Source organism: Agrobacterium sp. 33MFTa1.1, from assembly GCF_004328495.1.
GTDB lineage: Bacteria > Pseudomonadota > Alphaproteobacteria > Rhizobiales > Rhizobiaceae > Agrobacterium > Agrobacterium pusense.
Map to the genome: position 1 here is coordinate 1,932,150 of NZ_CP036358.1, position 25,369 is coordinate 1,957,518.

A 25,369-nucleotide genomic window follows, 5' to 3' on the forward strand; every position below is an offset into this window, starting at 1 on the left:
GATCCGGTTTATCCTTTTGGGACAAAACCGGCCGGGAGACGGCATTGTACAGCATTTCCGACTATCGCGACTGCCAGTCGCATGGACCCATCATAGCAGAAAGGGTCTGGACGGCGTGGTGGCAAGATAGCGGCCTCAAGGTGGGCGATGTCCTCGAGCACCTGAAAGAGATGACAAATCCTCACGCCCTCCCCACCGGTTTCGTCGCCCATGATGGCGACGCCTATGTCGGCTCCGCTTTTCTCATTCATTGCGATCTCGAGGAGCGCCCGCACTATCTTCCCTGGGTCGCGGCCCTGTGGGTGGAGGAAGACCGCCGGCGCTCTGGCGTGGCGCGCGCGTTGATGCAGGCCGCAACAAAAAGGGCCGCCGAACTCGGTCACGAGACGTGCTACCTCTGCTGCGAGGCAAGTCTTGAGGACTATTACCTCAACTGCGGCTGGACCATCCTCGAACGGGGCGTCGGCGAGCACGATCTGACGGTGCTGACCTACAAGACATGACGCCGCCCGCCGCCTACCCATCATTCCTCACCACATCTCGACCATAGGAGGCACCATGCAACCGCCAACAGCCATCATGGAAACCGCGATCTATGTGAATGATCTGGAAGCCGCCGAGGCTTTTTACCGCGATGTCTTCGGGCTGGAGATCATCCGCAAGGTGCCCGGAAGCTTCGTCTTTTTCAGATGCGGGCAGCAGGTACTGCTGGTTTTCGACCCCGAGAAGTCGCGCAAGGCCGATCCCGATAATCCCATCCCTCGCCATGGCACGGCAGGTGAAGGCCACTTCTGCTTTTACGCAAGGGACAAATCGGAGGTAGACGGCTGGAAAGCGCACTTCGAAACGCTCGGGATTCCTATCGAGCACTATCACCGCTGGCCGAATGATAGCTATTCCGTCTATATCCGCGACCCCTCCGGGAACTCGGTGGAAGTGGGAGAAGGCAAGCTCTGGGGATTTGAACAGGGCTGACCGCAAAGAAACAGGACGCCACCGTGAAGAACATCTATGTCGTAACTCATCCTCAGTCGGTCCACCATGTCGAGAACCGGGTCGGCGGCTGGTATGATACCGAACTGACGCCGCACGGCAGGACCGATGCCAGGGCGGCGGCTGCCAGACTGGCGACGCTGGTCGGTGGTGAGCCCGTGGAAATCTTCACCTCCGACCTGCTTCGCGCCTCGCAGACCGCAGAAATCATCGCGGAACGCTTCGGGCAGCGAATGGAGACCATGCGTGACTTGAGGGAAATGAGCTATGGTGAGGCCGAAGGCATGCCGCAGCAATGGCTCGATGAGCGTCAAATCCCGGCACCGCACCATAATCGCCTTGACCATCGTGGCGGTATTGCCGATGGCGAGACGAGACGCGAATTTGCCGAAAGGGTGTATCGAGCCGTAAACATGATCATCGCGCGGCACTGCGCCACGCAGATCATCGTGACCCATGGCTTCGCCCTGACCTTCGTCATCGCGGCATGGATCAAGATGCCGATCGACAGCGCCGGTTATGTCAGCTTTCCGGCGCGCTCCGGCAGCATCACCCATTTAAAGGAAGACGATTACTGGCAGAACCGCGCCGTCGTTTCACTGGCGGATGTTTCGCATCTGACTAACGGTGATGGCTGACAAGAGCCCGCTTGAAAATCGTCCTCGCAAAGGGACGATTGGTCACAAAACCTAAACTCTAGCGTCATCCTCGGGCTAGACCCGAGGATCCATGTGAGCGCCGGGTTGTGGATCCTCGGGTCAAGCCCGAGGATGACGTTGACAGGTGGGAATACTCCGAGACCACACCTCAACCCTTTACGTGCTACTCTCGCAGATCAGATCTGCCGAACCACGATGTCTTCTTCCGCATCGACCGCCAGCGGGTTCTTCAGCGGCAGGCCGAAACCGGCGGCTTCGATTTCGAAGACGTCGCCCGCTTCCGGCTTGATACCTTCGGCGAAGGAAAGCGTTGCCGTGCCGAACATGTGCACATGCACATCGCCAGGCGCACGGAACAGGCCGTATTTGAAGTGGTGATATTCGAGGTTCGCGAAGGTATGGGACATGTTGTCTTCACCCGATACGAACGGCTTTTCGAAAATGACCTTATCACCGCGACGGATGCGCGAGGTGCCGCGAATATCGGACGGCGGAGCGCCGACGCGAATTTCCGGGCCGAAGCTTGCCGGGCGCAGCTTGGAATGGGCGAGGTAGAGATAGTTGATCCGCTCGGTGACGTGATCAGAAAACTCGTTCGAGACGGCAAAGCCGATACGCACCGCTTCACCCTTGTCGGAAATCACGTAGATGCCGGCCATCTCAGGCTCTTCGCCGCCATCCAGCGCAAACGAAGGCGAGGTGAGCGCCGCACCGGGCGCTGCCGCCACATGGCCGTTGCCCTTGTAGAACCACTCGGGCTGAACGCCCTTTTCACCGGCCTTCGGCTTGCCGTTTTCCAGACCCATGCGGAACATCTTCATGGAGTCCGTCAGGCTTTCCTCGGCGGCTTCCGTGGTTTTCTTGTGCATGCTGTCGCGGGTCGCGGCCGAACCGAGATGGGTAAGGCCAGTGCCGGTCAGATGCAGATGAGCCGGATCGGGATGGGTGATCGGCGGCAGGAAGCGACCTTCGGCATAAGCCTTTTCAAGATCGACGGCATCGCCCAGACCATGGGCGGAAATGACATCTGCAAGGTTCTTGCCGCCATTGGCGGCTTCCATGGCAAGCGCATAAACGGACTCTGCGCCCTTGACTGCGCGTGCCTCTCCGCCTTCTTCGCGAACCGCTACGGTGATCTTGCCGCTGGCATCTTTAATCTGTGAAATGAGCACGGGATTTTCTTCCTCCGGCGCAAGGCGCCTTTATCTCTTCTACGCGACGCCTTGCGCCTGCATCTTATGAAAGTGGCCGGAAACCGGCCACTTTTTGGACTGCGATAAGTGTGAGCCGATCAGCCCTTGTTCTTGTTGTAGACGTCGAAGAACACGGCGGCGAGCAGCACGAGGCCCTTGACCATCTGCTGGAAGTCGATGCCGAGACCGACGATCGACATGCCGTTGTTCATGACACCCATGATGAAGGCGCCAATGACCGCACCGGTGATCTTGCCAACGCCGCCGGATGCCGAAGCACCGCCGATGAAGCAGGCCGCGATCACGTCAAGCTCGAAGCCCACGCCGGCCTTCGGCGTTGCCGAGTTGAGGCGGGTCGCGATGATCATGCCGGCGAGACCAGCCAGAACGCCCATGTTGACGAAGGTCAGGAAGCTCAGGCGTTCGGTGTTGATACCCGAAAGCTTGGTCGCCTTTTCATTGCCGCCCATGGCGTAAATGCGACGGCCGATCGTCGTGCGACGCGTCACGAAGCTGTAGAGCGCAACGAGAGCAAGCATCACGATCAGCACGTTCGGCAGGCCGCGATAGGTGGAAAGCTGGTAGCCAAGAAACAGGATCGCGGCCGAAATCAGCAGGTTCTGGGCGATGAAGAAGCCGAAAGGCTCGACATCGATGCCATGCTTCACATTCACGACACGACGACGCCATGCGAGGTAGAACAGCACGACGGTAATCAGCACCGTCAGGATCATCGAGGTGGTGTTGAGACCTTCAATGCCGCCGATATCGGGCAGGAAGCCGGTGCTGATGATCTGGAAATCGGTCGGGAACGGACCGATGTTCTTGCCGCCGAGCACGAAGAGCGTCAGGCCGCGGAACACCAGCATGCCCGCCAGCGTCACGATAAAGGACGGAATGCGGTGATAGGCGATCCAGTAACCCTGGGCCGCACCGATGATGCCGCCGATGACGAGACAAATCAGCGCCGCCAGAAAGGGGTTCATGCCCCATTGCACGGTCAATATGGCCGCGATCGCGCCGACGAAGGCGACGATGGAACCGACCGAAAGGTCGATATGCCCGGCCACGATGACAAGCAGCATGCCCAGCGCCATGATGACGATGAACGAGTTCTGCAGGATGAGGTTGGTCAGGTTCACGGGGCGGAACAGGATGCCGCCGGTATAGAACTGGAAGAAAACCATGATGGCGACGAGCGCGATCAGCATGCCATATTCGCGGATATTGGAGCGAATATAGGATGTGACCGAGACGACGTTACTTTCTTCGTTTGTTGTGTTTGCCGAACTCATGAGTTCTTCTCCCCTGAGCGCATGATAGCGCGCATGATGCTTTCCTGGCTCGCCTCTCCCTTCGGCAATTCAGCGACGATGCGGCCTTCGTTCATGACGTAGATGCGGTCGCAATTGCCGAGCAGTTCGGGCATTTCCGATGAGATCATCAGAACGCCTTTACCATCGGCAGCGAGCTGGTTGATGATGGTGTAGATTTCATATTTCGCGCCGACATCGATACCGCGGGTCGGTTCATCGAGGATCAGCACGTCGGGATTGGAGAACAACCACTTGGAGAGCACAACCTTCTGCTGGTTGCCGCCCGAAAGGTTGACCGTTTCCTGAAAGATGCCCGACGAGCGGATGCGCAGGCGCGTGCGGAAATCGCTCGCCACCTTCATTTCCTTGATGTCGTCGATGATGCTGGCATTCGAGACGCCGGCAAGATTGGCGAGCGTGGTATTGTGCAGGATGTTGTCGTTGAGCACGAGACCGAGATGTTTGCGGTCTTCCGTGACATAGGCAAGACCGGCATCGATTGCCTTGCGCACGGTGCTGACGTCAACTGGCTTGCCGTTGATCAGCACTTCACCGGTGATCCTGTGGCCATAGGACTTGCCGAACACGCTCATCGCAAATTCGGTGCGCCCTGCCCCCATCAGGCCGGCAATACCGACGACTTCGCCCTTGCGCACGGTGACGTTGATATCATGCAAAACCTGGCGGTCGCGGTGCTGCTGGTGATAGGCGTTCCAGTTCTTCACTTCGAGAATGGTTTCGCCGATCGGCACGTCGCGCGGCGGATAACGATCTTCGAGATCGCGGCCCACCATGTTGCGGATGATGACGTCCTCGCTGATTTCTTCCTTGTGACAGTCGAGCGTCTTCACCGTCATGCCGTCGCGCAGCACGGTGATCTGGTCGGCCACCTTGCGCACTTCATTCAGCTTGTGGGTGATGATGATCGAGGTCATGCCCTGCTTGCGGAATTCCATCAGCAGGTTCAACAGCGCCTCGGAATCGCTTTCGTTCAGCGAAGCGGTCGGCTCATCAAGGATAAGCAGCTTCACGCTTTTCGACAGCGCCTTGGCGATTTCGACCAGCTGCTGCTTGCCGACGCCAATATCGGTGATCAGCGTCTCCGGTGATTCCTTCAGGCCCACTTTCTTCAGAAGTTCGCGGGTACGGTTGAAGGTCTCCTGCCAGCTGATCACGCCGTTCGAGGCGACCTCGTTGCCAAGGAAGATGTTTTCCGCAATCGACAGGAGCGGCACGAGCGCCAGTTCCTGGTGAATGATGATGATACCAATATCTTCACTGTCGTTGATGGCGCGAAAGTTTCGCACGGCGCCTTCATAGTGGATTTCGCCCTCATAGGTGCCGGCGGGGTAAACACCGGAAAGGACCTTCATCAAGGTCGACTTTCCCGCGCCGTTCTCACCGACGAGTGCGTGGATCTCACCTTCCTTAACCTTGAGGTTGACGTTCTCAAGCGCTTTCACGCCCGGAAACGTCTTGGTGATGTTCCGCATTTCGAGAATGGTATTGGCCATATCGCAATCCAGCGCCCGATTAATTCCGGCGTTTTTATTTTTATGGAAAAACGGGGATGACGCCAAGCCATCCCCGCATGTGTATCAGGCTTATTTCAGCTGGTCTTCCTTGTAGTAACCGCCATCGACGAGAACCTGCTTGTAGTTCTCCTTGGTTACTGCAACCGGCTTCAGCAGGTAGGACGGAACAACCTTGACGCCATTTTCATAGGTCTTGGTGTCGTTCACTTCAGGCTCCTTGCCCTGCATAACGGCATTCACCATGTTCACGGTAACCTTCGCGAGTTCGCGGGTGTCCTTGAAGATGGTGGAATACTGTTCGCCGGCAATGATCGACTTCACGGACGGGATTTCAGCGTCCTGACCGGAAACGACCGGCAGCGGCTGATCCTTCGTGCCATAACCAACGCCCTTCAGCGAGGAGATGATGCCGATGGAAAGACCGTCATAAGGCGACAGAACGGCGTCAACCTTGGCGTCGGTGTAGTAGGCCGAGAGAAGGTTGTCCATGCGGGCCTGGGCCGTTGCCGGATCCCAGCGCAGCGTGCCGACCTTGTCCATGCCGGTCTGGCCGGACTTCACGACGAGCTTGCCGCTGTCGATGTAAGGCTGGAGAACAGACATAGCGCCGTCGTAGAAGAAGAAGGCGTTGTTATCATCAGGGGAGCCGCCGAAGAGTTCGATGTTGAACGGACCCTTGCCATCCTTCAGACCGAGCTTGTCGACGATCGAAGTCGCCTGCAGAACGCCAACCTGGAAGTTGTCGAAGGTGGCGTAGTAGCTGACGTCGCCGCTGTTGCGGATCAGGCGGTCATAAGCGATGACCTTGATGCCCTGCTCGCCGGCCTGCTTCAGCACGTCCGACAGCGTGGTGCCGTCGATCGAGGCGATCACGAGGACCTTGACGCCCTTGGTGACCATGTTTTCGATCTGGGAAAGCTGGTTCGGAATATCGTCGTCGGCATACTGCAGGTCGGTCGTGTAACCAGCTTCCTGAAGCTGCTTGACGATGTTGTTGCCGTCATCGATCCAGCGCGCGGAAGACTTGGTCGGCATGGCGATGCCAACAGCGCCCTTGTCCTGTGCGAAAGCCGGCACTGCGAAAGACGCAGCACCGATGGCACAAGCTGCCATCAGCGAAATAATGGACTTCATTAACTCTCTCCCTTGAGCCCTTCTCTGGACCCGCATGTTGCGGTGCACCAGGAAATTCATGCCGTCAGAGGAAGAAGCCGCGCCCTGCTCGCTCCCTTTTCGCAATTGCGAAATGGAACAGCTGCCGCTCCTCCCCGGCATTCCGCAAATTGTTCTGAATCCATATAACTGTCAAATAGAATAAATCAGTTTCCATATATCAATTATGATATATTAAATCGATACAAAAACCGATGAGGGGTATAAAATCGCGAATGAGCAACCAGAAAGTGTATGAGCAGGCGCAAACAACGGATGCCCTTTTTGTCTTTGAAGACAACCCGTTGCTGCGGGCCGGATTGAAGATGAGCCACCTGCGCATGCTGGTCATGATCGAGGAGCACGGGCAGGTCAGCGCGGCTGCCGCCGCCATGAACATGACGCAGCCGGCGGCCTCGCGCATGCTCTCGGAAATGGAAGCGATCGTCAAATCGCCGCTCTGTCAGAGAGCATCGCGCGGTGTGGTTCTGACGAAGTTCGGCGAGGCGCTGGCGCGACGGGCGCGCACCATATTGCTGGAGCTGCGTGAGGCGAGTCGCGAACTCAATCAGATGAAGTCCGGCAGCGGCGGATCCGTTTTCATCGGCGCGGTGACCGCGCCCGCCATCAGCCTCGTGGTTCCCGCCATAAGACGGGCCATGGACACCTATCCCGGCATTGAAATCAATGTTCAGGTGGAGAGCAGCAACGTGCTGGCGCGGGAATTGCTGGCTGCGCGCCACGATTTCATCATCGGCCGCATACCGGATGACTTTGATCCCGGCCTGTTCTCCATCCACGAAATCGGCATTGAGCGCGCCTGTCTGGTGGTGCGCGAAGGCCACCCGCTTCTGGGCGGCGATCCCGTCACCCTGCAGGATCTCTCCGGTTACGACTGGGTGTTCCAGCCCCCTGGCGCGCTTTTGCGGCGCACCATGGAGGATGTCTTCCTTACCCACGGCGTCGCCATGCCGCGCAACGTCATCAACACGCCATCCGTGGTTCTCACGCTTGCGCTTGTCTGCAACACCGATGCCATTGCGCCGATTGCGCAGGACATGGCCGAATTCGTGGCCGGCCAGCGGGCCGATATCGGCCGGACCCGCATATTGCCGACGGATTTCGAACTGGTCGTCAAGCCCTACAGCATCATCACCACCAAGGGGCGCGTCCTGCCGCCCAGCGCCCGCCTGCTTTACGATCTGGTGCTGGATGAAAGCCGCAAGCTGACTGCCCAGTGACGGCGGCAAGCCAGACGCCACCTTCATCCACTACAAGGGCCGGAAATCGTGACCGGCGAAGGAACAGCCGTATGCTCTTCGGACAATCCGTTTTCCAGTCTGTCGTCGAAAGACTGAAGCAGGAGAAAGAAGACGAAGGCGCAGAGCCGCCCCCGCCCGCGGACAACCGCATTGCCGGCTTCAGCTCAGGCTTCGTTGTCGATACGCATATCGAAGCGCCGGCGGCTGCGAACGGCAATCTCGACGCTTATCTCGCCTTCCTGGAAGACCCCGCGCCACCGGCGGAACCCCAGCCGGAACCGGAGAGCGAACCGGAACCGATGCCGGCCCACCTCGAAAAGACCTCACTTGCCGATGTTTCGGCGGAACTGGCGATCCAGGAGACCGACACTGCGGCAACGCTCGCGGAAAAGCGCCGCGCCTTCGCCCGCCTCAATCATCCCGACCGGGTGAAACCGCAGTTCCGGCACAATGCGACACTGCGCATGACGGCAGCCAATCTCCTGATCGACCAGGCGCTCCGCATGCTTCGGATGCGAGAGCATTTCCGGTAAGAGGCGGGCAGCTCAAGACAGGCGATGAACGGAAAATCGCGACGCGTCAGCCGGCATCGTCCTTATCGGTGGGTGGATTTTCGGCGGCGCGCGCAACCGCCCCGTCCCCACCCTTGTCGCCGTCGCTTGCGGGTTTGAATTTTACCAACAGTTCATAGGCCGCATAGACGCCTATGCCGCCCACGACGGTTCCCCAGAAAAACTCGCGATTGACGAATTCGATGACAGCCCATGCCACACAGAAACCGACGATAAGCAACCGCACCCACAGGGGACGATAAAGCGGATGACTCGTATCGATATTCAGCATGGTGTTTCCGTCTCTGGCTTTTCCGGTCAGTCGCTCGCTGCCGCGCGGGCAACGCATGGCACGGGAATTCCATGCGTCTTGACCGTTTCGCAGACAAATTGCAACGCAAATCGGACCGAGGGATATCAGGCTGCCGTGATGGAGATTACCTGATAACCGGGGGTAACGTGCGACCACGGATGAAATCCGCCGCCCCTTCCGCCCAGCATTGCCGATCTGAGCATGGGGAACACCGGCGCCGGACGTCAGTCGCGCAGGCGGCCGAGCAGCGCCAGCAATTGGTCGCGGGCCTTCTTGCCGCCGATACGGTCGATCAGCTTTTCCTCGCGGTCGCGCCAGACATCGGAAAGGCGCTCGAGAAGACGGCTACCCTCGGCCGTCATGTCGAGGAAATGAACGCGCCTGTCCTCTTCCGACCTGCGGCGGACGAGCAGACCTTTCTCTTCCATGCTGTCGACGATGGCAACGAAATTAGCCCGCTGGATGCCGAGCGCCTCGGCCACATCGCTTTGTTTAAGACCCGGATTTCCGCCGACGATGACGAGAACGGAAAAATCGGCCGGCCGCAATCCCTGCTCCGCCAGCACATCGGAAAAACCGTTTGCCACGGCAAGTTGCGAGTGCCGCAAATGGTAGCTGATCGCAGTCGTCAGCAAACCGTAATCGATCGCGGTGAGATGCGTCGTTTGCGCGCTGCCGCTTTCGACCTTTTCCGTCCGCGGCCCGTTGCTATGTGCCAATCGCAAAGCCATCCGATCCCCCGCCTGATTCGTCCTTTACCCTGCCAAAATCATAACTGACAATGTCACGAAACTGTATCCTAAATAAATGTAGATGATACTAATATTGTATAAGAATTTGACAGTTAATGGGCGGAAACCCAATGCTGCCCGCCATCTGGCGACAAAATCTGCGCCGAAAGCATGACTATTTACCCGCCAATTTTGAGGGGCCGGAACCGCGTGGCAACCCTTGTCTGGCAGGCATACGGGCACTCCGGTCCACGACGGATGAACATGCTGAAACTGCATGCGGGACCCGTGACAAGCTACTACTTATAAGTGAAATCGATTTCCGCGAGACCTGGCACGCCAAACGACGCAGCCCCGCGCGCAAAGTCGCCAAAAACCCGCACGCCCCCACTTCCGGCCCTCTTCACCCTGCGGTCTCGAAAACTGGCAAGGTTTCGCAAATCTTGGATTTTTAGTCATTGATGCGGAAAGAAAGCTAGGGTATGAACCAACCGCTGCACGCGATTCAAGCGTGGCCGCTGCACCCGTAGCTCAGCTGGATAGAGTGTTGGATTCCGATTCCAAAGGTCACAGGTTCGAATCCTGTCGGGTGCGCCATTTTACGCAGAACGTATCACCCCGGATTGCCACGCTTCGTTTTTGACGGGAGCCTATGGAAAGCATGTATGGCGTTGCCGCATCCGGGAGGAGGCATGCTTTGACAAGTGCGCGTCGCGGCAGTCTGAGACGGATTCCCCGAAAACGCCGTTAGACTCCGTCCCGATCGATATTACTGAAGCATTGAAGGCGATGGGCGAGGCTGGCGGCGGCGGATCAGTGGTGGCCTGAGATAAGCTATCCGGTCTTCGACAACCCAGAGGCAAAAAGCCGCCCGGTGGTCGAAGCACCGGGCGCTGGTTTCAGGCGAATGAAGTCGCAGGATCAAAACTCACGCCATTCGTCTCTCGATCTGTCGAGGGCGGCATTGCCCGCGAAGGCGGCAGCGAGCTTGTGGCCGAGCGCACGCACGGGTGATGCTACCGGTCTTTCGCCGCCGGCGGCGGTGCGCACCGGCGCGGGCTGGCTCTGCGGCTGATAGGCGCTGTCGCCGAGGCGGAATTGCGACAGCAACTGGTTGAGAGAGGCCACCTCCTTGGCCAGGCTGTGGCTTGCGGCATTGGTTTCTTCGACCATCGCCGCGTTTTTCTGGGTGTCCTGATCCATCTGGTTGACCGCGGTGTTGATCTGCTGCAGGCCCGAGGACTGCTCCTGCGCAGCCTCCACGATGGAAACCACGTGCCGGTTGATTTCCTGCACTTCGGATACGATCGTCACCAGCGCCTTGCCGGTGTCACCCACCAGCTGCACGCCCTGCTGCACCTGATCGTTCGAGGTGGTGATCAGCGCCTTGATCTCCTTGGCAGCATGGGCGGAGCGTTGCGCAAGCTCGCGCACCTCCTGGGCCACGACGGCGAAGCCCTTGCCGGCCTCACCGGCGCGGGCGGCCTCCACGCCGGCATTCAGGGCAAGCAGGTTTGTCTGGAAGGCGATCTCATCGATCACCCCGATGATATTGCTGATTTCATTGGCAGAATTCGCGATCTGCTCCATGGCGACCACGGCGCGGCGCACCACTTCGCCAGATTGTTCCGCGCCCGCCTTGGCGCGACTGACGATCAGGCCCGCCTCCTGCGCGCGTTTGGTGGAATCCTGCACGGTCGTGGTTATCTCCTCCAGGGCCGCGGCGGTTTCCTCCACGGCCGCCGCTTGCTGTTCGGTACGTCTCGCCAGATCGTCAGCGGCCGATTTGATTTCGTTTGCCCCCGCGCCAATGCCGTTGGCGTTCTGCGCAACACGGGTCAGGGCTGCCTGCAGCTTTTCCGCCGATGTGTTGAAATCGTTGCGCACGGTATCGAGCGTTGTCGTGAACGGCTCGCGGATGCGGTAGGAGACATCGCCGTCGGAGAGTTTCGAGAGACCGGCAGCGAGGTTGTCGACGGCGAATTTGACGTCGGCCGCTTCCTTCGCCTTCTGCTGCTCACGGTCGATCCGGTCCTGTTCCGACAGGCTGCGGTTCGCTTCGGTTTCCTGCTCGAGACGAATGCGCTCGATGGCATTTTCACGGAAAACCTGAACCGCCTGCGCCATCTGGCCGACTTCGTCTTTGCGTGCCATTCCGTCAATTTCCGCCGTCGTTTCACCGGCGGCCAGCGAGACCATGCGCTCGCGCAGCCGGGCAATCGGCGTGGTGATGCCGCGCGAAGCCACGAAAAGCGCCAGAATAATGCCGGTCGCGAAAGCAACGCCGACAGCCATCAGCGAGGTGAGGATGGTCGAATTGGTCTGATCGGTCAGGTCGTCGCTTCCCTTGACGACACCCTTGGCAAGCTTGTCAAGAAGATTGGCGATGTCGGCGCCCGTAGCGCGCATGGCAACGTCAGCCTTCAGAAGCTCCGCAGCGGATTCCTGGTTGCGGTTGGCCGAACCGAATTCCACGGCCTTGTCCGTGATGGCGATAATGCCCTTGACGTCTCGCAACAGCCTGTCGAGTGCTGCTGTCTCTTCCGGAAAAATGGCTTTGACATCGTCCAGCCGCGTTACCACCTCTGCCCTGTCCACCGCATATTCCTGCTTCACGATTTTAAAGTCGGGGCTATTGGCGTCATAAACCATGATCTGATACGCACCATAGGCCATGGACTGCAGGTTTCGGTTTGCCCGGGCAAGCTCCACCAGGGCGGCGTTGTCTTTGGCGATAAAATCGGAATAGGCCGTGTCCGCGTGCTTGTAGCGGTCGGACATGAAGCCGGTGGCGCCAAGACCGACGATGCAGATCGGCAGAATGAGGGAAAGAATTTTTGTGCGGATGCTGGCGTTCTGGAGAAAGGACACGGAAACCTCACGTCATGAAAAAACCGCTCCTTCCCCGTGCCACAGGAGGTGTTCGGCAAGGCTGGCATGGCACGTCGAGGACCCCGGTCATCAGGGCTTCGATAGCCGCATCATCGGCTGGGATTGCCTCTGCATCATGCATACGCCGAAGAAAGTCCGGGCCTGTCCCTGCAATACGCACAGGTCGTCTCCCCCCGTGGCATGGCGCCCCTGAAAGGCCAGGCGCCAGGCCGCATCTTGAGGAAAAGCTGAGCAGAGCCGATCGATGGGCTGCTCGTGATTCCTTTTATCGCAAAATAATTATGATCAAAAACTTTATAATTTCTTCACGCCGAAAAATTGCAGGTGCCGACAGGGATTCGCGGTGCAGCTGCTGCCCGCGACATCAAATGATGGAACCAGTATGGAGCAGTGATCTTGCATCATTACCCGACGCAGCGCGGCCGGCGGTGGCGGCGCATCTCGAACCGTCAACGGGAATGCAGGACCTGCGGTTGTGCGGCAGGCGGCCCGCCCGGCTTCGCTACACTGCGCACGGGGCCGCCGGACTGGCCGGGTTCCCGCTCCGCCTCTTCCTCGACGAGGCTGGCATGGGCCTGCAGATGCAGGCCCATCATCGCGACGAGCAGGAAAAACCAGACGAAACCCGCGCTCAGAAGAAACAGGGTTTCCAGAAAGCCGTATAGCAGGACGTAAAGCCAGACGCCGACATAAAGCCGCGTCAACGGACTGTTGCGCGTGGCGCTGTCCATTTTGCCGAGATTATGGAGCGGCAGCAGATAAATCCATATCAGCACCAGAACCAGCCCCGGCACGCCACCTTCCAGCAGCAGGTCGAAATAGCCGCTATGGGAAGCCGGCGCGGTGGTCGCCCAGCTATTGTCTTCGGTGAAGCTCGACATCAGCGTATCGCTGCGCCAGAAGGCCTGGTAGCCATATCCGAGGATTGGGCTTTTGCGGATGTAATCGATGGCGACAGCCCAGATATCGGTTCGGCCCGTAAAGCTGGCGTCGATGCCCATTTTCGTCAGCATCTGTGAAAACACCGGGTCTACCGTGGTGCCCACGGTCACGGCCGCGCAGAACAAAAGAAGCAGGGTCACGACCATATAACGCCACCGGGGCCAGCGAACGATGAACCAGCCGGTTGCCACGATGATCGGCATCAGGCCAAGCACCGTCTTGCCACCTGTCTTGACCAGGAAGAAAACCGACAGCAGCAGCACCGAGAGGCCGCCGATGAAGGACCAGCGCCTGCAAAGATAAATCGACACGATGATCAGCACCGCCATGACCGATGCGGCCTCGTTCTTGTGCTGGAAGACCCCGCGCCAGTTGCCGGCCAGCAGCGGCTCCAGCGCATCGCTTGCCAGGTGAATGGACCGCGAAGGCAGGGCGACGACGCCGAAATAACACAGGAACAATATGACGAGGACGCAGGTGGCGAGCAGCGTGGTGAAATGCCGCTCGGTGCGCGGCAGCTGCAGGAACCCGCCGGCGAGCACGCAGATGATGGCGCACATGACAAGCCGACGTAGAGAAAACGATGGTGCTTCACCGAGAAGCGAGGTCAAGGCAAACCAGCCGAAAATTGCCGCTGTCAGCAGGCGCGGCGCAAGGATGATGGAGAACGAGCGCTCCCTGGCCATGAATGCCACAAAACTGCAGAGCAGGATGACTGCGGTGAGCTGGTTGAGCAGGTTGGACCCGGCCGCCATGGCGGACCCCAGATAGGTGGAGGAGAGCGAGATATAGGGCGAAAAACCGACTGTGAAGTACAGGAACGTCACATAAAACAATGCGTCCCGCCAGTAGCCACGCCCCTGTCCGTCATGCGGTGCATCCATAAGGGGTTTTTCTCTTCCTCTTTCCACCGCCTCGGCATCCCGTCCGATGCTTCATCCGGTTACCCGAATATCCTCCCAAAATCCTATTTTTTAGTTATATATAATGCACGGAAGAATAGTAATTCCGTCATTTCCGACCGCGCTTCCGGAACGAGGTCAAAGGGTTAGAAACGGAGAAGGACTGCCGGGAAAGAAGCTGCGCCCTGAAGAACGGCTCTCAGGCGTTAACTTCGCATCGAAAATTTAATGCGCTGATTTCCTTAATATTTACCACGAAATTCCTGGCCGGAAAGCCCGCCTCTACTTGCACGACAAGAGAACCGTCTTCGCATGCCGGAGGTATACTTACGCAGCCAGCAGATACTCTATTTAGCGTATATTAACAACTCAAGATATATCTTTGGGTTGATTTCGTAAATGCGCATAGGCTGGAGACCCAGGGTGGACGTTCCGAGGCACACCAGGACGGACGATAGCGATAACGGTCAGTTGACGCGATGCCCGGCGCCGCAAAGCTCAACCGGCGTCCGCCCCATGCGCAGGGACGACGTGCCGGCTGTCGAGCGGGTGCTGAACAGCGCATTCAGGAAGACAGGGCCCACGACGAGCTTCGATTTCCGCTCCTATGTAGAGACGTTGTTCTTCAGCAGCCCCGTTTTTGATCCGGATTACGGCAGCGTGGTTTACGATGCGGGAGAGAATGGCGTGACAAGCGTCATTCTGGCCGTGCCCATGCGGTTTGTCGCCAATGGAAGAACCGTTACGGCGCGCCTGCTCTGTGCTTTCGCGTCGGATGGAAAACTTGGCGCACTCGGGGCCGCGCGCCTGTCCCGCGGCATGCGGGCATCGAAACACGACATGCTGTTTTCGGATACAGCCTCGCCTGTCAGCGCCGACCATTGGGTTGCGACCGGCGGCAACATGCTGCCCATCGAAAGCCTGCAATGGCATAAGGCGCTGAAGCCCTTCTCAACCATCGCACTGCGCATGCCGCGCCGTTCGAAACTGGCCAAGACAACGCTTGCCCTGGCGGCGCTCGGCTTCGTGGACGGCGTCCTGCGCAAATGGAAAAAAGGCCTAAGGCCGCAGCAGGCTCCGGGCGCCAGGGTAAAAGAAGTGGATTTCGAAACCTTCCGCCGCGCAGCGCTGCCGATGATCGAGCGTTTTTCCGTCCGCCCGGAATGGTCCCATGACGAATTTCACTGGCTGATCGGCATGAGCAGGACGAATGAGAGCCTGGGCGAACTGAAAAGCCTGGCGATCGAGACGGCCGAAGGTCATGTCATGGGAGCCGCCCTGTTTTTCGGCCAGCCGGCGCGAACCGCCTATGTGCTCAATCTCGTCTGTGATGCCGGCCGCGAAAACGATGTCCTCAACACACTGTTCCACCATTTTGACAATGAGAATTACGCCCATGTCACTGGCATGGCGCAGCCCTTTCTGATCAACGCGCTTTACCGCCAGAACCACATGAGCTTCCGCCATGACGGATATTTCTGCATGGCCACCCGGGACGATCTGCTGAGGGAAAGGGCGCTGGCCGGGGATATCTATATAGGCGGACTATGCTCGGAGAGCTGGAGCAAACTCATCACCGATTATTGAGGCCCCGCGCAGACCGACACGAGCCGGGCCGCCGCCTCAAGCCTTGGTAAAACGACCCACATTGGCCGATATCAGATGGCGCAGGGCCTTCGCGTAACGTTTGGAGCGTGTCTTGGCCGCCAGCGCGCTGGTCCAGTCCACCATCGATCCGTTGATATCGAAATCGCCGAGCTGACCTTCGGGTATATCGCCCTTTTCGATCCGCTCGACGATGGAAGCGAGCGCCGAATAGAATTCCGGCGAGCGATAAGGCGGGTGCAGTGAATACATGCCTTTACCCGTACCGAGAAAATCCAGCCTGTAGACGCCGCGGCGCATCATGTTGGTGCTCAACACCTCCTCAGCGGGCATCGAGACGGGCTGCTGATTATAGGCATAGGAGCGGATGCGCCGTTTGACATCGGGCCTGAGCAGTTCCAGCGAACCGATCCGCTTGGCGAAGCGTTCCATGTCGATCATGAAAAGACGTGTGGAAACGGTGGCGAAGCGCCAGGTGGGAATACGCGACGGCAACTTGCGCGGCTCAGGAATGTTCTTCACGCCGGGCATGCCGACATGGCGGGAAATATCGAGATCGCCCCGCACTGTCGGCGGCCCGGAAAACGGCGTGATGCACAGCGCATCCGGATTGGCTTTCTGCAGCGCGATCGCCTCGGAAAACCAGCTCTGGCTGCCGCCGCCAAACATCATGTCGCTGTCCATGTGCAGTACGTAACGGGCGTTGGCCCGTTTAAGACCGTGGAAATAGACGTGGAAAGGACCGCCGTCGAAAGCCTTGGCGGGATAGGGAACCGCCGACCGGGAAAAGAAGGTCTCGGACACCGCCTTGCGCGCCTCATCACTGTAATCGACGATATCGACGACGAGATGCGGATAGTTGATCTGCATTTCCTCCAGCATGTCGAAAAGTCGTTTGCGCGACGCTTCGAAGCCTTTGCCCTTGTAGCGACCCGCCCCCACCTGGCCGGTATCGACAGTCAGCAGAATGCGGTCCACCTGTCCGCCCCAGACCCGTAGCTGATGCGGCAACGTCAATGCGGCATGCGGAGCGTCGAAGGGATGCAGATTGACCTGCAGCGCTTTCTGGACGGGAGGAAGCGGCATTTCAGCATTCATAGTCACGCACCACGGTTCCGGAATTCATTGATGATGGCCATCATGGGTTTTTCGTTGAAGCTCCAGTCGAGCGGCAACGGCCGGTTCGCCGTGCCGTCACGACGCGGATAGGCCCAGCGGATCCAGGTATACTGGTCCGAAATACCCCATGTGGTGATCGAGGAAAGCGGGCCGCCGGCCGAGGCCGCCTCAAGAAAATCCCGGACCTGGCCGTTGATCAGCAAATCGCGTTCCGCTTCCGGACCGGGCAGCGTCTGGTCCATCACATCAAGCTCCGTCACCAGAACGGCAAGGCCGTAACCGCGCATTTCCGTCACGAAGGCGGCAAGCTCGTCCTTGGCGATCGGCCAGCCGCCACGCAGGTGCCCCTGCAGACCGATGGCGTTGATGGGCGCCCCTTTTTCCAGAAGCTCGAGAATGAGATTGCGGAACGCCTCGCGCTTGGCTGGCGATTTTTCGACCGCGAATTCCACGTCATATTCATTGAGAACGAGCTGCGCTTTCGGATCGACCTGATGGGCGATATCGAAGGCCTTCTTGATGGCGTCCGGCCCGGCGCCGTAATACCAGGCGTCACGCCGGGCGCGCACATTGCCGGGAACATCCGGGATCGGTTCGTTCACCACGTCCCAGCTATGGACCACATCCCCGTAACGCTCCATCACCTTGACGATATGGGTTTCCATCAGCTTCTCGACCTTGCCGCTGCCACCGATGCCGGCAATCCAGGGGGCATTTGAGGCGTACCAGATCAGCGGATGGCCATGCATGGAAAGCTTGTGCTGGCGCGCGAAGTTGGCGAGTGCATCGGCGGGCGCAAAATCGAACACCGCTTCCGATGGCCGCATGACCTCCCATTTCATTTCAGTCACGGGGGTGATGCGCGAGCAATATTTCACGATCGCCTCGCCGATGCGGCTATCGGCGGTGAGGTCAGGCAGATAAATGGCCGCGCCGTAAGGTGCGGTTTTGGTCGAGGTTTTTTTCTGCGCGGCAGAGGCCGTGCCGGTCACGGCGTGCAAAAGGCTCGCGCTTGCCGCACCGCCCAGAAAATTCCGCCGCCCGATCCGCATTCATCCGCCTCCACAACCCCGGCGCATCGAGGGAAAACCGGGATCGATTTTCGCCAGCAACGATGCGCAGCCCAAAATGTCGGAGCGTTTCCGCACATCCGGATGGGCCCGGCACGCTCCATTCTCAAAACATAACATTCTGATCATGCCAAAAGGATATTAAAGATTTGCAAGGTTAACCGCCGCTATACCACGTCATAATTGGCCAGCGCCGCTTAATCCGGTAGTAACTTCGCCGTGCGAATTCTTGGCCCATGCCTCACGGAGTTTAAAGCTTGATATCCGTTTCGATTGTCATCCCCGTTCGCAATGGCGAGCGTTACATCGTGGAAGCGATCGAAAGCGCATTGCTTCAGGGCAAAACCGTCTGCGAGGTGCTGGTGGTCGATGACGGTTCCACTGATAGCACGGCGCAAAAGGTGCAGGGTTTTTCCGATCCGCGCGTTAAACTGCTTGCCCGGCCGCAGGGACGGCAGGGCGTTTCCGCGGTTCGCAATTTCGGTCTTTCGCAGGCACGTGGCGAGTGGACGATGTTTCTCGATGCCGATGACCGCCTGAAGCCTGGCGCCGTCGCGGCGCTTTGCGCCGGCGTCACCGGCCCGGATGTCGTTGCCGTTTATGGCGATTACGAGCGTATCGATGAAAACGGTGCAAAGATCGGCCGTCGCAACCTCATCCGTCGCCGCGAAAAGCCTGACGGCTTCATCCTTCGGCCGCTGCTCGGCGGAAACTTCATCGTCAATGGCGGCATCATGCTGGTCAGAACCCGAATCTTCCAGGATTTCGGCGGCTTCGACGAGACCCTGCGGTATGCGGAAGACTGGTACGGCTGGTGCAGGCTAGCCGCCGCGGGCCGCTTTGTTTATCTTCCCGGCCGCCACGTCCTCGATTATCGGGTTCACCGGACGAGCGTTATGATGAACCGGCTCTTGACCTTCCGCGATTGCGAACCGGCAATCGAAGCCGTGTTTTCCGATCCCGCCATCGTCGCAGCCATACCCCCGCAGGAGCTCGGGCGGCTTCGCCGCAAATCCGAAAACCATATGAACGCCTATACCGTTGCCCAGGCGTTTCGTGCCCGCCGTTACCGGGAAGCCTTTTCGGCACTGGCCGACACCGTCATCCATCGCCCGCGCCAGAGCCTCCGGGCCGTCGTTTTTTCCGCCGCAGCACTTGCCGGAATTTAGGAGTTTCCATGTCCGAGATCATGCCGGAAGCGGTGGTGTGCATCCCCAGTTTCCGCCGGCCGGAAGGCCTGAAGAAGACACTTGCATCGCTTGCAACTCAGAAGGTCGATTTTCCCTTCGCGGTCGTCGTGGTCGATAATGATGGTGCAGGCCAGCAGGGTCTTGCTGTTGCGCGCGCCTTTTTTGCCGAAAACGACATGGCCGGGCTGGCCCTGGTAGAACCGACACAGGGCAATTGTTACGCCATCAACACGGCGTTCCGCACCGCCCGGCAGAGCTATCCTTCGGCGCAATGGTTTCTGATGATCGATGACGACGAGGCCGCCTCCCCCGTCTGGCTTGGGCAAATGGTCTCGGCGGCGAAATCCTTCGACGCCGATATCGTCGGCGGACCCGTCAATCGCGAATTCGACGCCCCGGCTTCCAGGGCGGTTCTTTCGCATCCGCTGTTCGGTTCCATAGAAGCACCGACCGGCCCGGTCGACCAGATCCACGGCTCGGGCAATTGCCTGATTTCACGGCGAGTGTTCGAAACCTTGCCGAAGCCGGAATTCGACGTGCGGTTCAACTTCCTCGGCGGCGGCGACATGGATTTCTTCACACGCTGCCGCAAGGCCGGTTTCAAATTCGCATGGAATGCGAACGCCCTCATCATCGAATACGTGCCGGAAAGCCGCATGGCACCGCGCTGGATCATGGAGCGCTCGCTCCGGACCGGCATCATCAATTACAGCATCGATCGCGCCCGCCGCCCCGGCCTGAGGGGCGGACTGCTGCTCGCCGCCAAAAATGCCGTCAGCCTGTGCCTGTCGCTCTTCCGCGCCGTTTCCACATTGCTGAAAACCGGTTCGCTGCTGCCCGCCACCCATCCGCCCCTCATGTCCCTGGGCCGGGTGATGGCGAGCCTCGGCATCACGCTCACGCCCTATAAGGCACCGGCGAAGAAAAGCTGACGCCCGATCTTACCGTCACGTTTAACCCAGCGTCTTTTGCCTGCCGAACGACATCGGGTTCGCGGGCCGCTTCTGCAAACCGAAAGACGAAAAGGCCGTCGCAAGTACGAGAAGCGGCACGAGCACCGGCCAGAAAAAACAAAGGACAATGCCGGTTACCCGATAAAAATCCCAGCTCTTGTCGCGGCGGGCGCCTTCAATATAGGTCATGGCGAGAGAGGTAACGGTGCCAATTCCATATATGAAAAGAGAAATGGACGTAATCACCATTGGTGGCCTCAAAATATCTCTGATTCGAATAAATTTGTAATATTTGTGCAGTGTAGCGCACCCGTTCGCAGTTGCAACGGGTTTCGGCGCCGCAGCGCGCTGATTCAATAAGTTAGAAAAACCTTACATTTATCGGGCAAGACGGCGCAATGATCTAGCGGTTCTGCCCCGAAGCGCCAAAGCGATACTTCAGCAGCGAATATATGGCGATCGGATTGGTCAGCAGGTAACGTTTTCCCAGACGCTTCGGCTCAAGCATCGCCCGGTAGAGCCATTCCAGCCCCATATCCTGCATCCACTGCGGCGCCCGGCTGTTCTTGCCGGCAATGAAATCAAAAAGGCCGCCGCAGGTCTTGATCACGGCGACGCCGGAAAGCCTGTCCAGATTGCGCGAAACGAAGCGCTGCTCGAGCGGAATGCCGAAGCCGACCCAAAGAATATCGGTCTTCGAGGCGACAATATCGGCAATGATTTCGTCCCCGCGACCCGGACTGAAATAACCATTATGGCGTCCCGAAAAGACGAGGCGCGGATAAAGCCTCTGCATTTCCTCGACCGCCGCACGGTTCACCTCTTCGGAACCGCCGAGGAAATAAAACCGGCTGCCCGTCTCTTCGGCGCGCTTGGCCACCGCATGAACGAGATCCGTCGTTGCAACCCGTTCTCTCAACGCCCGGGCACAGAACTTGCGGGAGAAGATCACCAGCGACATGCCGTCGGCGTGAATCTGGTCCGCCTGCCGCAGCATGGCGTCGAATTCGCGGTCGTGGTGGCAGAGCGCGATGACCTGACCGTTTGCGGATGTCGAATAAAACGGCCTTGCACCCGGCGTACGCTCCGTCGTTGCACGCAGGATGAAATCCCGCGCGGTTTCATCGATGGTTGCGTCAGTAATGGGTAGGGACGCAAGAGAAATAACCGGCCAGGAATGACCAGTCTCCTCCGTCTGCGGCATCTCTCTCCCTGTCATAATCTGTCCGGCGTCCAAGATAGGCATCGTTTCATTGTTATGGGCACGCATATGCATAAAATAGAAGGCTTCAAACACTACGAAGAACTATCATTAATATTTTTATAAATCCTCCGCTTGAGGCGGGGAAATTGCACGCCCGCTGGTTGAATGACCTTCCCCTCGCCTATTCCCGTTTGGCGTCCGATGGTTTAATGGACGGAAACATCAATGACAAAGGTCCCGGCCATGGAAACCATTTCAATCGACAACCGCGGCGATTTCGGCCTCTGGGCAATAGAACGGGCGAAGGAAATCGTTGCCAACGAGGCGTCCGATCTCGCCGTTTCCGTCCGTGATGGCGACGAGGCAGGCATTCGCGATGCCGGCAATGCGCTGGGTGCGGCCATCGCCGCCGCTCTCCTTGAAGTTTATGATGGTCTGATCTCGGAAGAATAAGTCGGCGCGGGGTCCCAGGTTTAACGCGCCGCGGCTTCCGCATGATCGTCCCGGCGCAGATAACCCCACAGCCCGAGTGCGATCGCAATGGCGAGGCCGAGAAACAGGCCGCCCGCGCCGCCAGCGACGAGGAAGACCAGCTTGCCCGGCGGCCAGCTTCTGGAGTTCGGCGCAACCGGCTGCGAAATAACGCGGACATTGGTGGAATCGATCGATTGCTGTTCGGCGAGCTGGCGTGACCGGGTAAGATAGGTCTCATAGATCGCCGCTGCCGAGCGGGCGTCGCGCTCAAGATCCCTCAGCCGGACCTGCGCTTCGTTATCGGTAAAGACATTGGCACGCTCCGCCACGGCTTTCAGTCGCAGCGCATCGAGCGAGGAGCGCGCTTCGGCGACATTTGTCTTTGCTGCCTGCAGAATGCGCCGCGCCTCGTCGGCCATGCCGCGTTCCAGCATGGCCCGTTCCGCACCTGCAGTCGCCAGCCGCGGATGACGCGCGCCGTAGGTCAGCGTCATGGCTCCGATCTGCTGCTGCAGGGTGCTGTATTGCGCCCGGATCGTGTTCATGGTCTGGCTATCGAAAATCGCATCGCTTTGCGTGCGGTTCTGCGCGATTGCCGCCTCCATCTGCTTCAGCCGGGATTCTTCCTGGATGACGCGCTGCTGGGTCGCGAGAACCTGTGCATTGAGCTCACCGGAGGCCAGGTTGCTGACAAGCTGGCCATTATTCTCCTGCAGGCCGTTTTCGCGACGGAAATCGGCCACCCGCTTTTCAGCCGCAGTAACATTCTCGCGCATTTCCTCAAGCCGCTTCCTGAGATCGTCGACGACACGCTGGCTGCTGTCGGAGGTCGTCTGGAACAGCTCGGTCTCAAACGCCTTCACGATGGCCTTTGAGACCGTCACGGATTTGTCCGCATCATTGGTCCAGACGGAAAGCGTCACCACGAAGGAGCGTGGGTCGCGTTCCGCTGCGACCCGGTCGCCGAGGGAGCGGAGTGCACCGAGCCGGTTGTCGCCATCTTCCGGCCTGGATGAAAACATCGCCTTCAGCCGGGCGAGCGGCGGCGGGCTGATGAATTCCGGATCCTGATCGAGCTTCAGTTCCTCCACCACCCGCGCCAGCACGTTGCGCGACGTGATCGTGCGCAGCTTGCTTTCGACTTCGAGAATCTGCGTGTCACGCTGCTGGTTCGGCGAGAACACGCCGTCGTTGACAACGTTGAGATTGGAGGGATTGACGACGATATCCGTATAGGCCGTGTAGCGTGGCGGCGTCATATACGCATAGCTGAGCGCAGCCGCGACGCAGAGAATGATTGCCAGAACGATCCAGACGATGCCCCTGCGAAGCCAGATGAGGACGTCGTCAACGCCGATCCTGTCGATATGGCTGAGGCCCGGCAATGCTGCGGCCAGACTTCCGCTGGGCGACGACGCCTTCACCGGTCTCGCGGCCGGAGCGGGCTCGACGGCAGCCGCGGCCGGTTTCGGCTCGAGATGCTCTTTCAGCACCGTGCGTTCGAAAACCTCGTCGTCATCCACCAGATCATCCAGCAGGGAACCATGAGTTTTCGCGGCCGGCGCCTTTTTTTCATCGAGCGGACGTACCTGCTTATGTCCCGCCTTTTGAAGCCTGTACATCAGCCAATCCAACTCGAACGAACCAAAAAAAGCCGGCAACCGATGATCCTCATCGTCGCCATAGCCGCTATCGACGGACAAGTTTAAATATGACGGGTGAATTTTAGGTTACCCGCATCATTGCCGTCATCATCGCCTATTCGCGGCCTCCAGGGAAGGGGAGGATTGACGTGAATGGATCGATACGGTTCTTTCAAGCGTTACATTTTTGAACTATCCATTTGGCCCTCAAGGATTTTACGGAAGCGGAGTTGAGAATGAGCCTGAAATTTGGAACGAGCGGCCTTCGTGGCCTCTCCGTCGATCTGAAAGGAAAAGCGTCGGCCGTTTATGCCACGGCATTTGCGAAGCACCTTCTCACATCGGGCCAGGCAAAGGCGGGCGATCCCATTCTCGTTGGCCGCGATTTCCGCGATTCGAGCCCTGATGTGTCCGCCACCTGCATCGCGGCGTTGAAAAAGGCAGGCCTCACGCCGTTCGATTGCGGCACGGTGCCCACCCCGGCTCTGGCGCTTTATGCTCTGTCGCTGAAGGCGGGCGCGCTGATGATCACGGGCTCCCACATCCCGGCCGACCGCAACGGCATCAAGTTCTACCGCCCGGATGGCGAAATCGACAAGCAGGACGAGACGGCCATCGCAGCCCTCGCCGCCGAAATCGAAGCGGAAGGCATCAGCGACGAATCGGCGACTGCCGAAGACCATTCCGCCATCGCAGCCGAACTATTCTACGAACGCAACATCGCGCTGTTGCCGGAAAAGGCTCTCTCAGGCCTCAAGATCGGTGTTTACCAGCATAGCACGGTGGCGCGCGATCTCTTTGTCGACGTTCTCGCCCATTACGGCGCCGATGTCGTTCCGCTCGGCCGCTCGGAGACCTTCATCCCCGTCGATACGGAGGCGGTCTCGCCGGAGACGCTTTCGCTTCTCAAAAAATGGGCTCCTGAGCACAGTCTCGACGCCATTGTTTCCGCCGATGGCGACGGTGACCGCCCCCTGCTGGCCGATGAGAGGGGCGTACCGCTGCGCGGCGACCTCATTGGCCTCATCACCGCCAATTTCCTTGGCGCAGGCGTCGTTGTCACCCCTGTAACGTCCAATTCCGGCATCGAGGCCAATGGTTCCTTTGAGGTCGTTCGTACGAAGGTTGGCTCGCCTTTCGTCATTGCCGGCATGGCAGACGCCCTTTCAGCCGGCAAGAACGGCGTGATGGGCTTCGAGGCGAATGGCGGCCTGCTGACGGCCTCTTCCTTCACGCTTAACGGCAGGCCCCTCTCGCCGCTGCCTACGCGTGACAGCTTCCTGCCCGTTCTCGCCGTGCTGCTTCTTTCGTCGGAACAGAAAAAACCGCTGTCGCAAATCGCCGCAGCCTATAACCTTCCGGTCGCCGCCGCCGACCGCCTGGAAAATTTCGCGCAGGAAAAGAGCGCCGCGCTGATGGCTCATCTGCGCGCCTCGCGCACCAATCTCGAAGCCTTCCTCGCGCCGGTTGGCACGGTGAAAGGCCTGAGCGACATCGACGGCCTGCGCGTGTCATTGACCGACGGCAGCACCATCCACTTCCGCCCGTCAGGCAACGCGCCGGAAATGCGCTGCTACGTCGAAGCTGCCAATCAGGATGAGGCCGAGACGCTTTTGAGCAAGGGGCTCGACCTTATCCGAAATTTTGGATGATTTTTGGATGATGCCGGG

Annotated in this window: 23 protein-coding genes and 1 tRNA gene; 11 read left to right on the forward strand and 13 right to left on the reverse strand. The window is 59.0% G+C overall.

What is annotated here, in order from left to right; genetic code table 11:
* The first annotated feature begins 44 nt into the window (after window positions 1-44).
* From EYD00_RS09780 to EYD00_RS09790, 3 genes are read left to right on the forward strand one after another with little or no spacing between them, the layout of a single operon-like run.
* Window positions 45-503 (forward strand): GNAT family N-acetyltransferase, encoded by a 459-nt coding sequence (locus EYD00_RS09780; protein WP_004443140.1) that lies wholly within the window; start codon window positions 45-47, stop codon window positions 501-503.
* Between the two features lie 55 nt (window positions 504-558).
* Entirely contained in the window at window positions 559-975 is a 417-nt protein-coding gene (locus EYD00_RS09785; RefSeq protein WP_004443141.1) for a VOC family protein, read from the forward strand.
* A gap of 23 nt (window positions 976-998) precedes the next feature.
* The gene (locus EYD00_RS09790; RefSeq protein ID WP_004443143.1) at window positions 999-1,631 is read left to right on the forward strand and encodes a histidine phosphatase family protein; all 633 of its coding nucleotides are present in this window, start codon (window positions 999-1,001) and stop codon (window positions 1,629-1,631) included.
* A gap of 197 nt (window positions 1,632-1,828) precedes the next feature.
* Here EYD00_RS09790 and araD1 read toward each other — a convergent pair whose 3' ends face one another.
* The 4 genes from araD1 to chvE all read right to left on the reverse strand — a co-directional run bounded on the left by araD1 (window position 1,829) and on the right by chvE (window position 6,830).
* Window positions 1,829-2,824: a 2-keto-3-deoxy-L-arabinonate dehydratase AraD1 gene (gene araD1, locus EYD00_RS09795; RefSeq protein WP_004443144.1), complete on the reverse strand. Its 996-nt coding sequence runs from the start codon at window positions 2,822-2,824 to the stop codon at window positions 1,829-1,831.
* A gap of 119 nt (window positions 2,825-2,943) precedes the next feature.
* Complete coding sequence (gene gguB, locus EYD00_RS09800; RefSeq protein ID WP_004443145.1) at window positions 2,944-4,140, reverse strand: sugar ABC transporter permease GguB; 1,197 nt, start codon at window positions 4,138-4,140, stop codon at window positions 2,944-2,946.
* Window positions 4,137-5,675, reverse strand: coding sequence for a sugar ABC transporter ATP-binding protein GguA (gene gguA, locus EYD00_RS09805; RefSeq protein ID WP_004443147.1), 1,539 nt, complete (start codon window positions 5,673-5,675; stop codon window positions 4,137-4,139). The genes gguB and gguA overlap by 4 nt, the downstream gene beginning before the upstream one ends.
* 90 nt (window positions 5,676-5,765) lie before the next feature.
* Window positions 5,766-6,830 (reverse strand): sugar ABC transporter substrate-binding protein ChvE, encoded by a 1,065-nt coding sequence (chvE, locus tag EYD00_RS09810; RefSeq protein WP_004443148.1) that lies wholly within the window; start codon window positions 6,828-6,830, stop codon window positions 5,766-5,768.
* Window positions 6,831-7,084: 254 nt separating this feature from the next.
* Here chvE and EYD00_RS09820 point away from each other — a divergent pair, with 254 nt between their 5' ends.
* Window positions 7,085-8,089, forward strand: a complete 1,005-nt coding sequence (locus EYD00_RS09820; RefSeq protein WP_004443150.1) for a LysR family transcriptional regulator — start codon at window positions 7,085-7,087, stop codon at window positions 8,087-8,089.
* Between the two features lie 71 nt (window positions 8,090-8,160).
* Entirely contained in the window at window positions 8,161-8,643 is a 483-nt protein-coding gene (locus tag EYD00_RS09825; protein WP_004443152.1) for a hypothetical protein, read from the forward strand.
* Between the two features lie 46 nt (window positions 8,644-8,689).
* Here EYD00_RS09825 and EYD00_RS09830 read toward each other — a convergent pair whose 3' ends face one another.
* Window positions 8,690-8,953 (reverse strand): hypothetical protein, encoded by a 264-nt coding sequence (locus EYD00_RS09830; RefSeq protein ID WP_004443153.1) that lies wholly within the window; start codon window positions 8,951-8,953, stop codon window positions 8,690-8,692.
* A gap of 245 nt (window positions 8,954-9,198) precedes the next feature.
* Window positions 9,199-9,705, reverse strand: a complete 507-nt coding sequence (locus EYD00_RS09835; RefSeq protein WP_004443154.1) for a MarR family winged helix-turn-helix transcriptional regulator — start codon at window positions 9,703-9,705, stop codon at window positions 9,199-9,201.
* Window positions 9,706-10,225: 520 nt separating this feature from the next.
* Between EYD00_RS09835 and EYD00_RS09840 the strand changes: the two genes are divergently transcribed.
* Window positions 10,226-10,302 (forward strand) — tRNA-Arg (locus EYD00_RS09840).
* A gap of 324 nt (window positions 10,303-10,626) precedes the next feature.
* On the opposite strand, the gene EYD00_RS09845 is transcribed toward EYD00_RS09840, so the two are convergent.
* Window positions 10,627-12,576 carry a methyl-accepting chemotaxis protein gene (locus tag EYD00_RS09845; protein ID WP_004443208.1) on the reverse strand — a complete coding sequence of 650 codons (1,950 nt, stop codon included), beginning with the start codon at window positions 12,574-12,576 and terminating at the stop codon, window positions 10,627-10,629.
* Window positions 12,577-13,046: 470 nt separating this feature from the next.
* Window positions 13,047-14,423: a Wzy-type polysaccharide biosynthesis protein UppW gene (uppW, locus tag EYD00_RS09850; protein ID WP_034498725.1), complete on the reverse strand. Its 1,377-nt coding sequence runs from the start codon at window positions 14,421-14,423 to the stop codon at window positions 13,047-13,049.
* Between the two features lie 534 nt (window positions 14,424-14,957).
* Between uppW and EYD00_RS09855 the strand changes: the two genes are divergently transcribed.
* A complete protein-coding gene (locus EYD00_RS09855) occupies window positions 14,958-16,028 on the forward strand; it encodes a hypothetical protein (protein ID WP_006699580.1) in 1,071 nt (356 codons plus the stop codon).
* A gap of 36 nt (window positions 16,029-16,064) precedes the next feature.
* Here EYD00_RS09855 and uppG read toward each other — a convergent pair whose 3' ends face one another.
* The gene (gene uppG / locus EYD00_RS09860) at window positions 16,065-17,144 is read right to left on the reverse strand and encodes a polysaccharide biosynthesis glycosyltransferase UppG (RefSeq protein ID WP_006699579.1); all 1,080 of its coding nucleotides are present in this window, start codon (window positions 17,142-17,144) and stop codon (window positions 16,065-16,067) included.
* A gap of 2 nt (window positions 17,145-17,146) precedes the next feature.
* Window positions 17,147-18,217 carry a polysaccharide biosynthesis UDP-hexose transferase UppI gene (uppI, locus tag EYD00_RS09865; protein WP_004443230.1) on the reverse strand — a complete coding sequence of 357 codons (1,071 nt, stop codon included), beginning with the start codon at window positions 18,215-18,217 and terminating at the stop codon, window positions 17,147-17,149.
* Window positions 18,218-18,492: 275 nt separating this feature from the next.
* Here uppI and uppH point away from each other — a divergent pair, with 275 nt between their 5' ends.
* On the forward strand, window positions 18,493-19,404 hold the full coding sequence (gene uppH / locus EYD00_RS09870; RefSeq protein ID WP_004443231.1) for a polysaccharide biosynthesis endo-1,4-beta-xylanase UppH: 912 nt from the start codon (window positions 18,493-18,495) through the stop codon (window positions 19,402-19,404).
* Between the two features lie 8 nt (window positions 19,405-19,412).
* A complete protein-coding gene (uppJ, locus tag EYD00_RS09875) occupies window positions 19,413-20,357 on the forward strand; it encodes a polysaccharide biosynthesis UDP-hexose transferase UppJ (protein WP_004443232.1) in 945 nt (314 codons plus the stop codon).
* A 21-nt stretch (window positions 20,358-20,378) separates the two neighbouring features.
* Here uppJ and EYD00_RS09880 read toward each other — a convergent pair whose 3' ends face one another.
* Both EYD00_RS09880 and uppL read right to left on the reverse strand, forming a co-directional pair.
* Entirely contained in the window at window positions 20,379-20,627 is a 249-nt protein-coding gene (locus tag EYD00_RS09880) for a hypothetical protein (protein WP_004443233.1), read from the reverse strand.
* A 154-nt stretch (window positions 20,628-20,781) separates the two neighbouring features.
* The gene (gene uppL, locus EYD00_RS09885; protein ID WP_004443235.1) at window positions 20,782-21,582 is read right to left on the reverse strand and encodes a polysaccharide biosynthesis UDP-hexose transferase UppL; all 801 of its coding nucleotides are present in this window, start codon (window positions 21,580-21,582) and stop codon (window positions 20,782-20,784) included.
* A gap of 243 nt (window positions 21,583-21,825) precedes the next feature.
* Between uppL and EYD00_RS09890 the strand changes: the two genes are divergently transcribed.
* On the forward strand, window positions 21,826-22,035 hold the full coding sequence (locus EYD00_RS09890; RefSeq protein WP_003491679.1) for a hypothetical protein: 210 nt from the start codon (window positions 21,826-21,828) through the stop codon (window positions 22,033-22,035).
* Window positions 22,036-22,055: 20 nt separating this feature from the next.
* On the opposite strand, the gene uppM is transcribed toward EYD00_RS09890, so the two are convergent.
* Complete coding sequence (gene uppM, locus EYD00_RS09895) at window positions 22,056-23,678, reverse strand: polysaccharide biosynthesis protein UppM (protein WP_034498834.1); 1,623 nt, start codon at window positions 23,676-23,678, stop codon at window positions 22,056-22,058.
* A gap of 257 nt (window positions 23,679-23,935) precedes the next feature.
* On the opposite strand from uppM, the gene uppO reads away from it, so the two are divergent.
* Window positions 23,936-25,351: a polysaccharide biosynthesis phosphomannomutase UppO gene (uppO, locus tag EYD00_RS09905; protein WP_004443243.1), complete on the forward strand. Its 1,416-nt coding sequence runs from the start codon at window positions 23,936-23,938 to the stop codon at window positions 25,349-25,351.
* Window positions 25,352-25,369 lie beyond the last annotated feature (18 nt).

Excerpts from the sequence above, each read along its gene's own strand:
- EYD00_RS09785 (WP_004443141.1), top strand. The coding sequence starts at position 559 with ATGCAACCGCCAACAGCCATCATGGAAACCGCGATCTATGTGAATGAT.
- gguB (WP_004443145.1), bottom strand. The coding sequence starts at position 4,140 with ATGAGTTCGGCAAACACAACAAACGAAGAAAGTAACGTCGTCTCGGTC.
- gguA (WP_004443147.1), bottom strand. The coding sequence starts at position 5,675 with ATGGCCAATACCATTCTCGAAATGCGGAACATCACCAAGACGTTTCCG.
- chvE (WP_004443148.1), bottom strand. The coding sequence starts at position 6,830 with ATGAAGTCCATTATTTCGCTGATGGCAGCTTGTGCCATCGGTGCTGCG.
- EYD00_RS09820 (WP_004443150.1), top strand. The coding sequence starts at position 7,085 with ATGAGCAACCAGAAAGTGTATGAGCAGGCGCAAACAACGGATGCCCTT.
- EYD00_RS09825 (WP_004443152.1), top strand. The coding sequence starts at position 8,161 with ATGCTCTTCGGACAATCCGTTTTCCAGTCTGTCGTCGAAAGACTGAAG.
- EYD00_RS09830 (WP_004443153.1), bottom strand. The coding sequence starts at position 8,953 with ATGCTGAATATCGATACGAGTCATCCGCTTTATCGTCCCCTGTGGGTG.
- EYD00_RS09835 (WP_004443154.1), bottom strand. The coding sequence starts at position 9,705 with ATGGCTTTGCGATTGGCACATAGCAACGGGCCGCGGACGGAAAAGGTC.
- uppW (WP_034498725.1), bottom strand. The coding sequence starts at position 14,423 with ATGGATGCACCGCATGACGGACAGGGGCGTGGCTACTGGCGGGACGCA.
- EYD00_RS09855 (WP_006699580.1), top strand. The coding sequence starts at position 14,958 with ATGCGCAGGGACGACGTGCCGGCTGTCGAGCGGGTGCTGAACAGCGCA.
- uppG (WP_006699579.1), bottom strand. The coding sequence starts at position 17,144 with ATGAATGCTGAAATGCCGCTTCCTCCCGTCCAGAAAGCGCTGCAGGTC.
- uppI (WP_004443230.1), bottom strand. The coding sequence starts at position 18,217 with ATGCGGATCGGGCGGCGGAATTTTCTGGGCGGTGCGGCAAGCGCGAGC.
- uppJ (WP_004443232.1), top strand. The coding sequence starts at position 19,413 with ATGTCCGAGATCATGCCGGAAGCGGTGGTGTGCATCCCCAGTTTCCGC.
- EYD00_RS09880 (WP_004443233.1), bottom strand. The coding sequence starts at position 20,627 with ATGGTGATTACGTCCATTTCTCTTTTCATATATGGAATTGGCACCGTT.
- uppL (WP_004443235.1), bottom strand. The coding sequence starts at position 21,582 with ATGCCGCAGACGGAGGAGACTGGTCATTCCTGGCCGGTTATTTCTCTT.
- EYD00_RS09890 (WP_003491679.1), top strand. The coding sequence starts at position 21,826 with ATGGAAACCATTTCAATCGACAACCGCGGCGATTTCGGCCTCTGGGCA.
- uppM (WP_034498834.1), bottom strand. The coding sequence starts at position 23,678 with ATGTACAGGCTTCAAAAGGCGGGACATAAGCAGGTACGTCCGCTCGAT.
- uppO (WP_004443243.1), top strand. The coding sequence starts at position 23,936 with ATGAGCCTGAAATTTGGAACGAGCGGCCTTCGTGGCCTCTCCGTCGAT.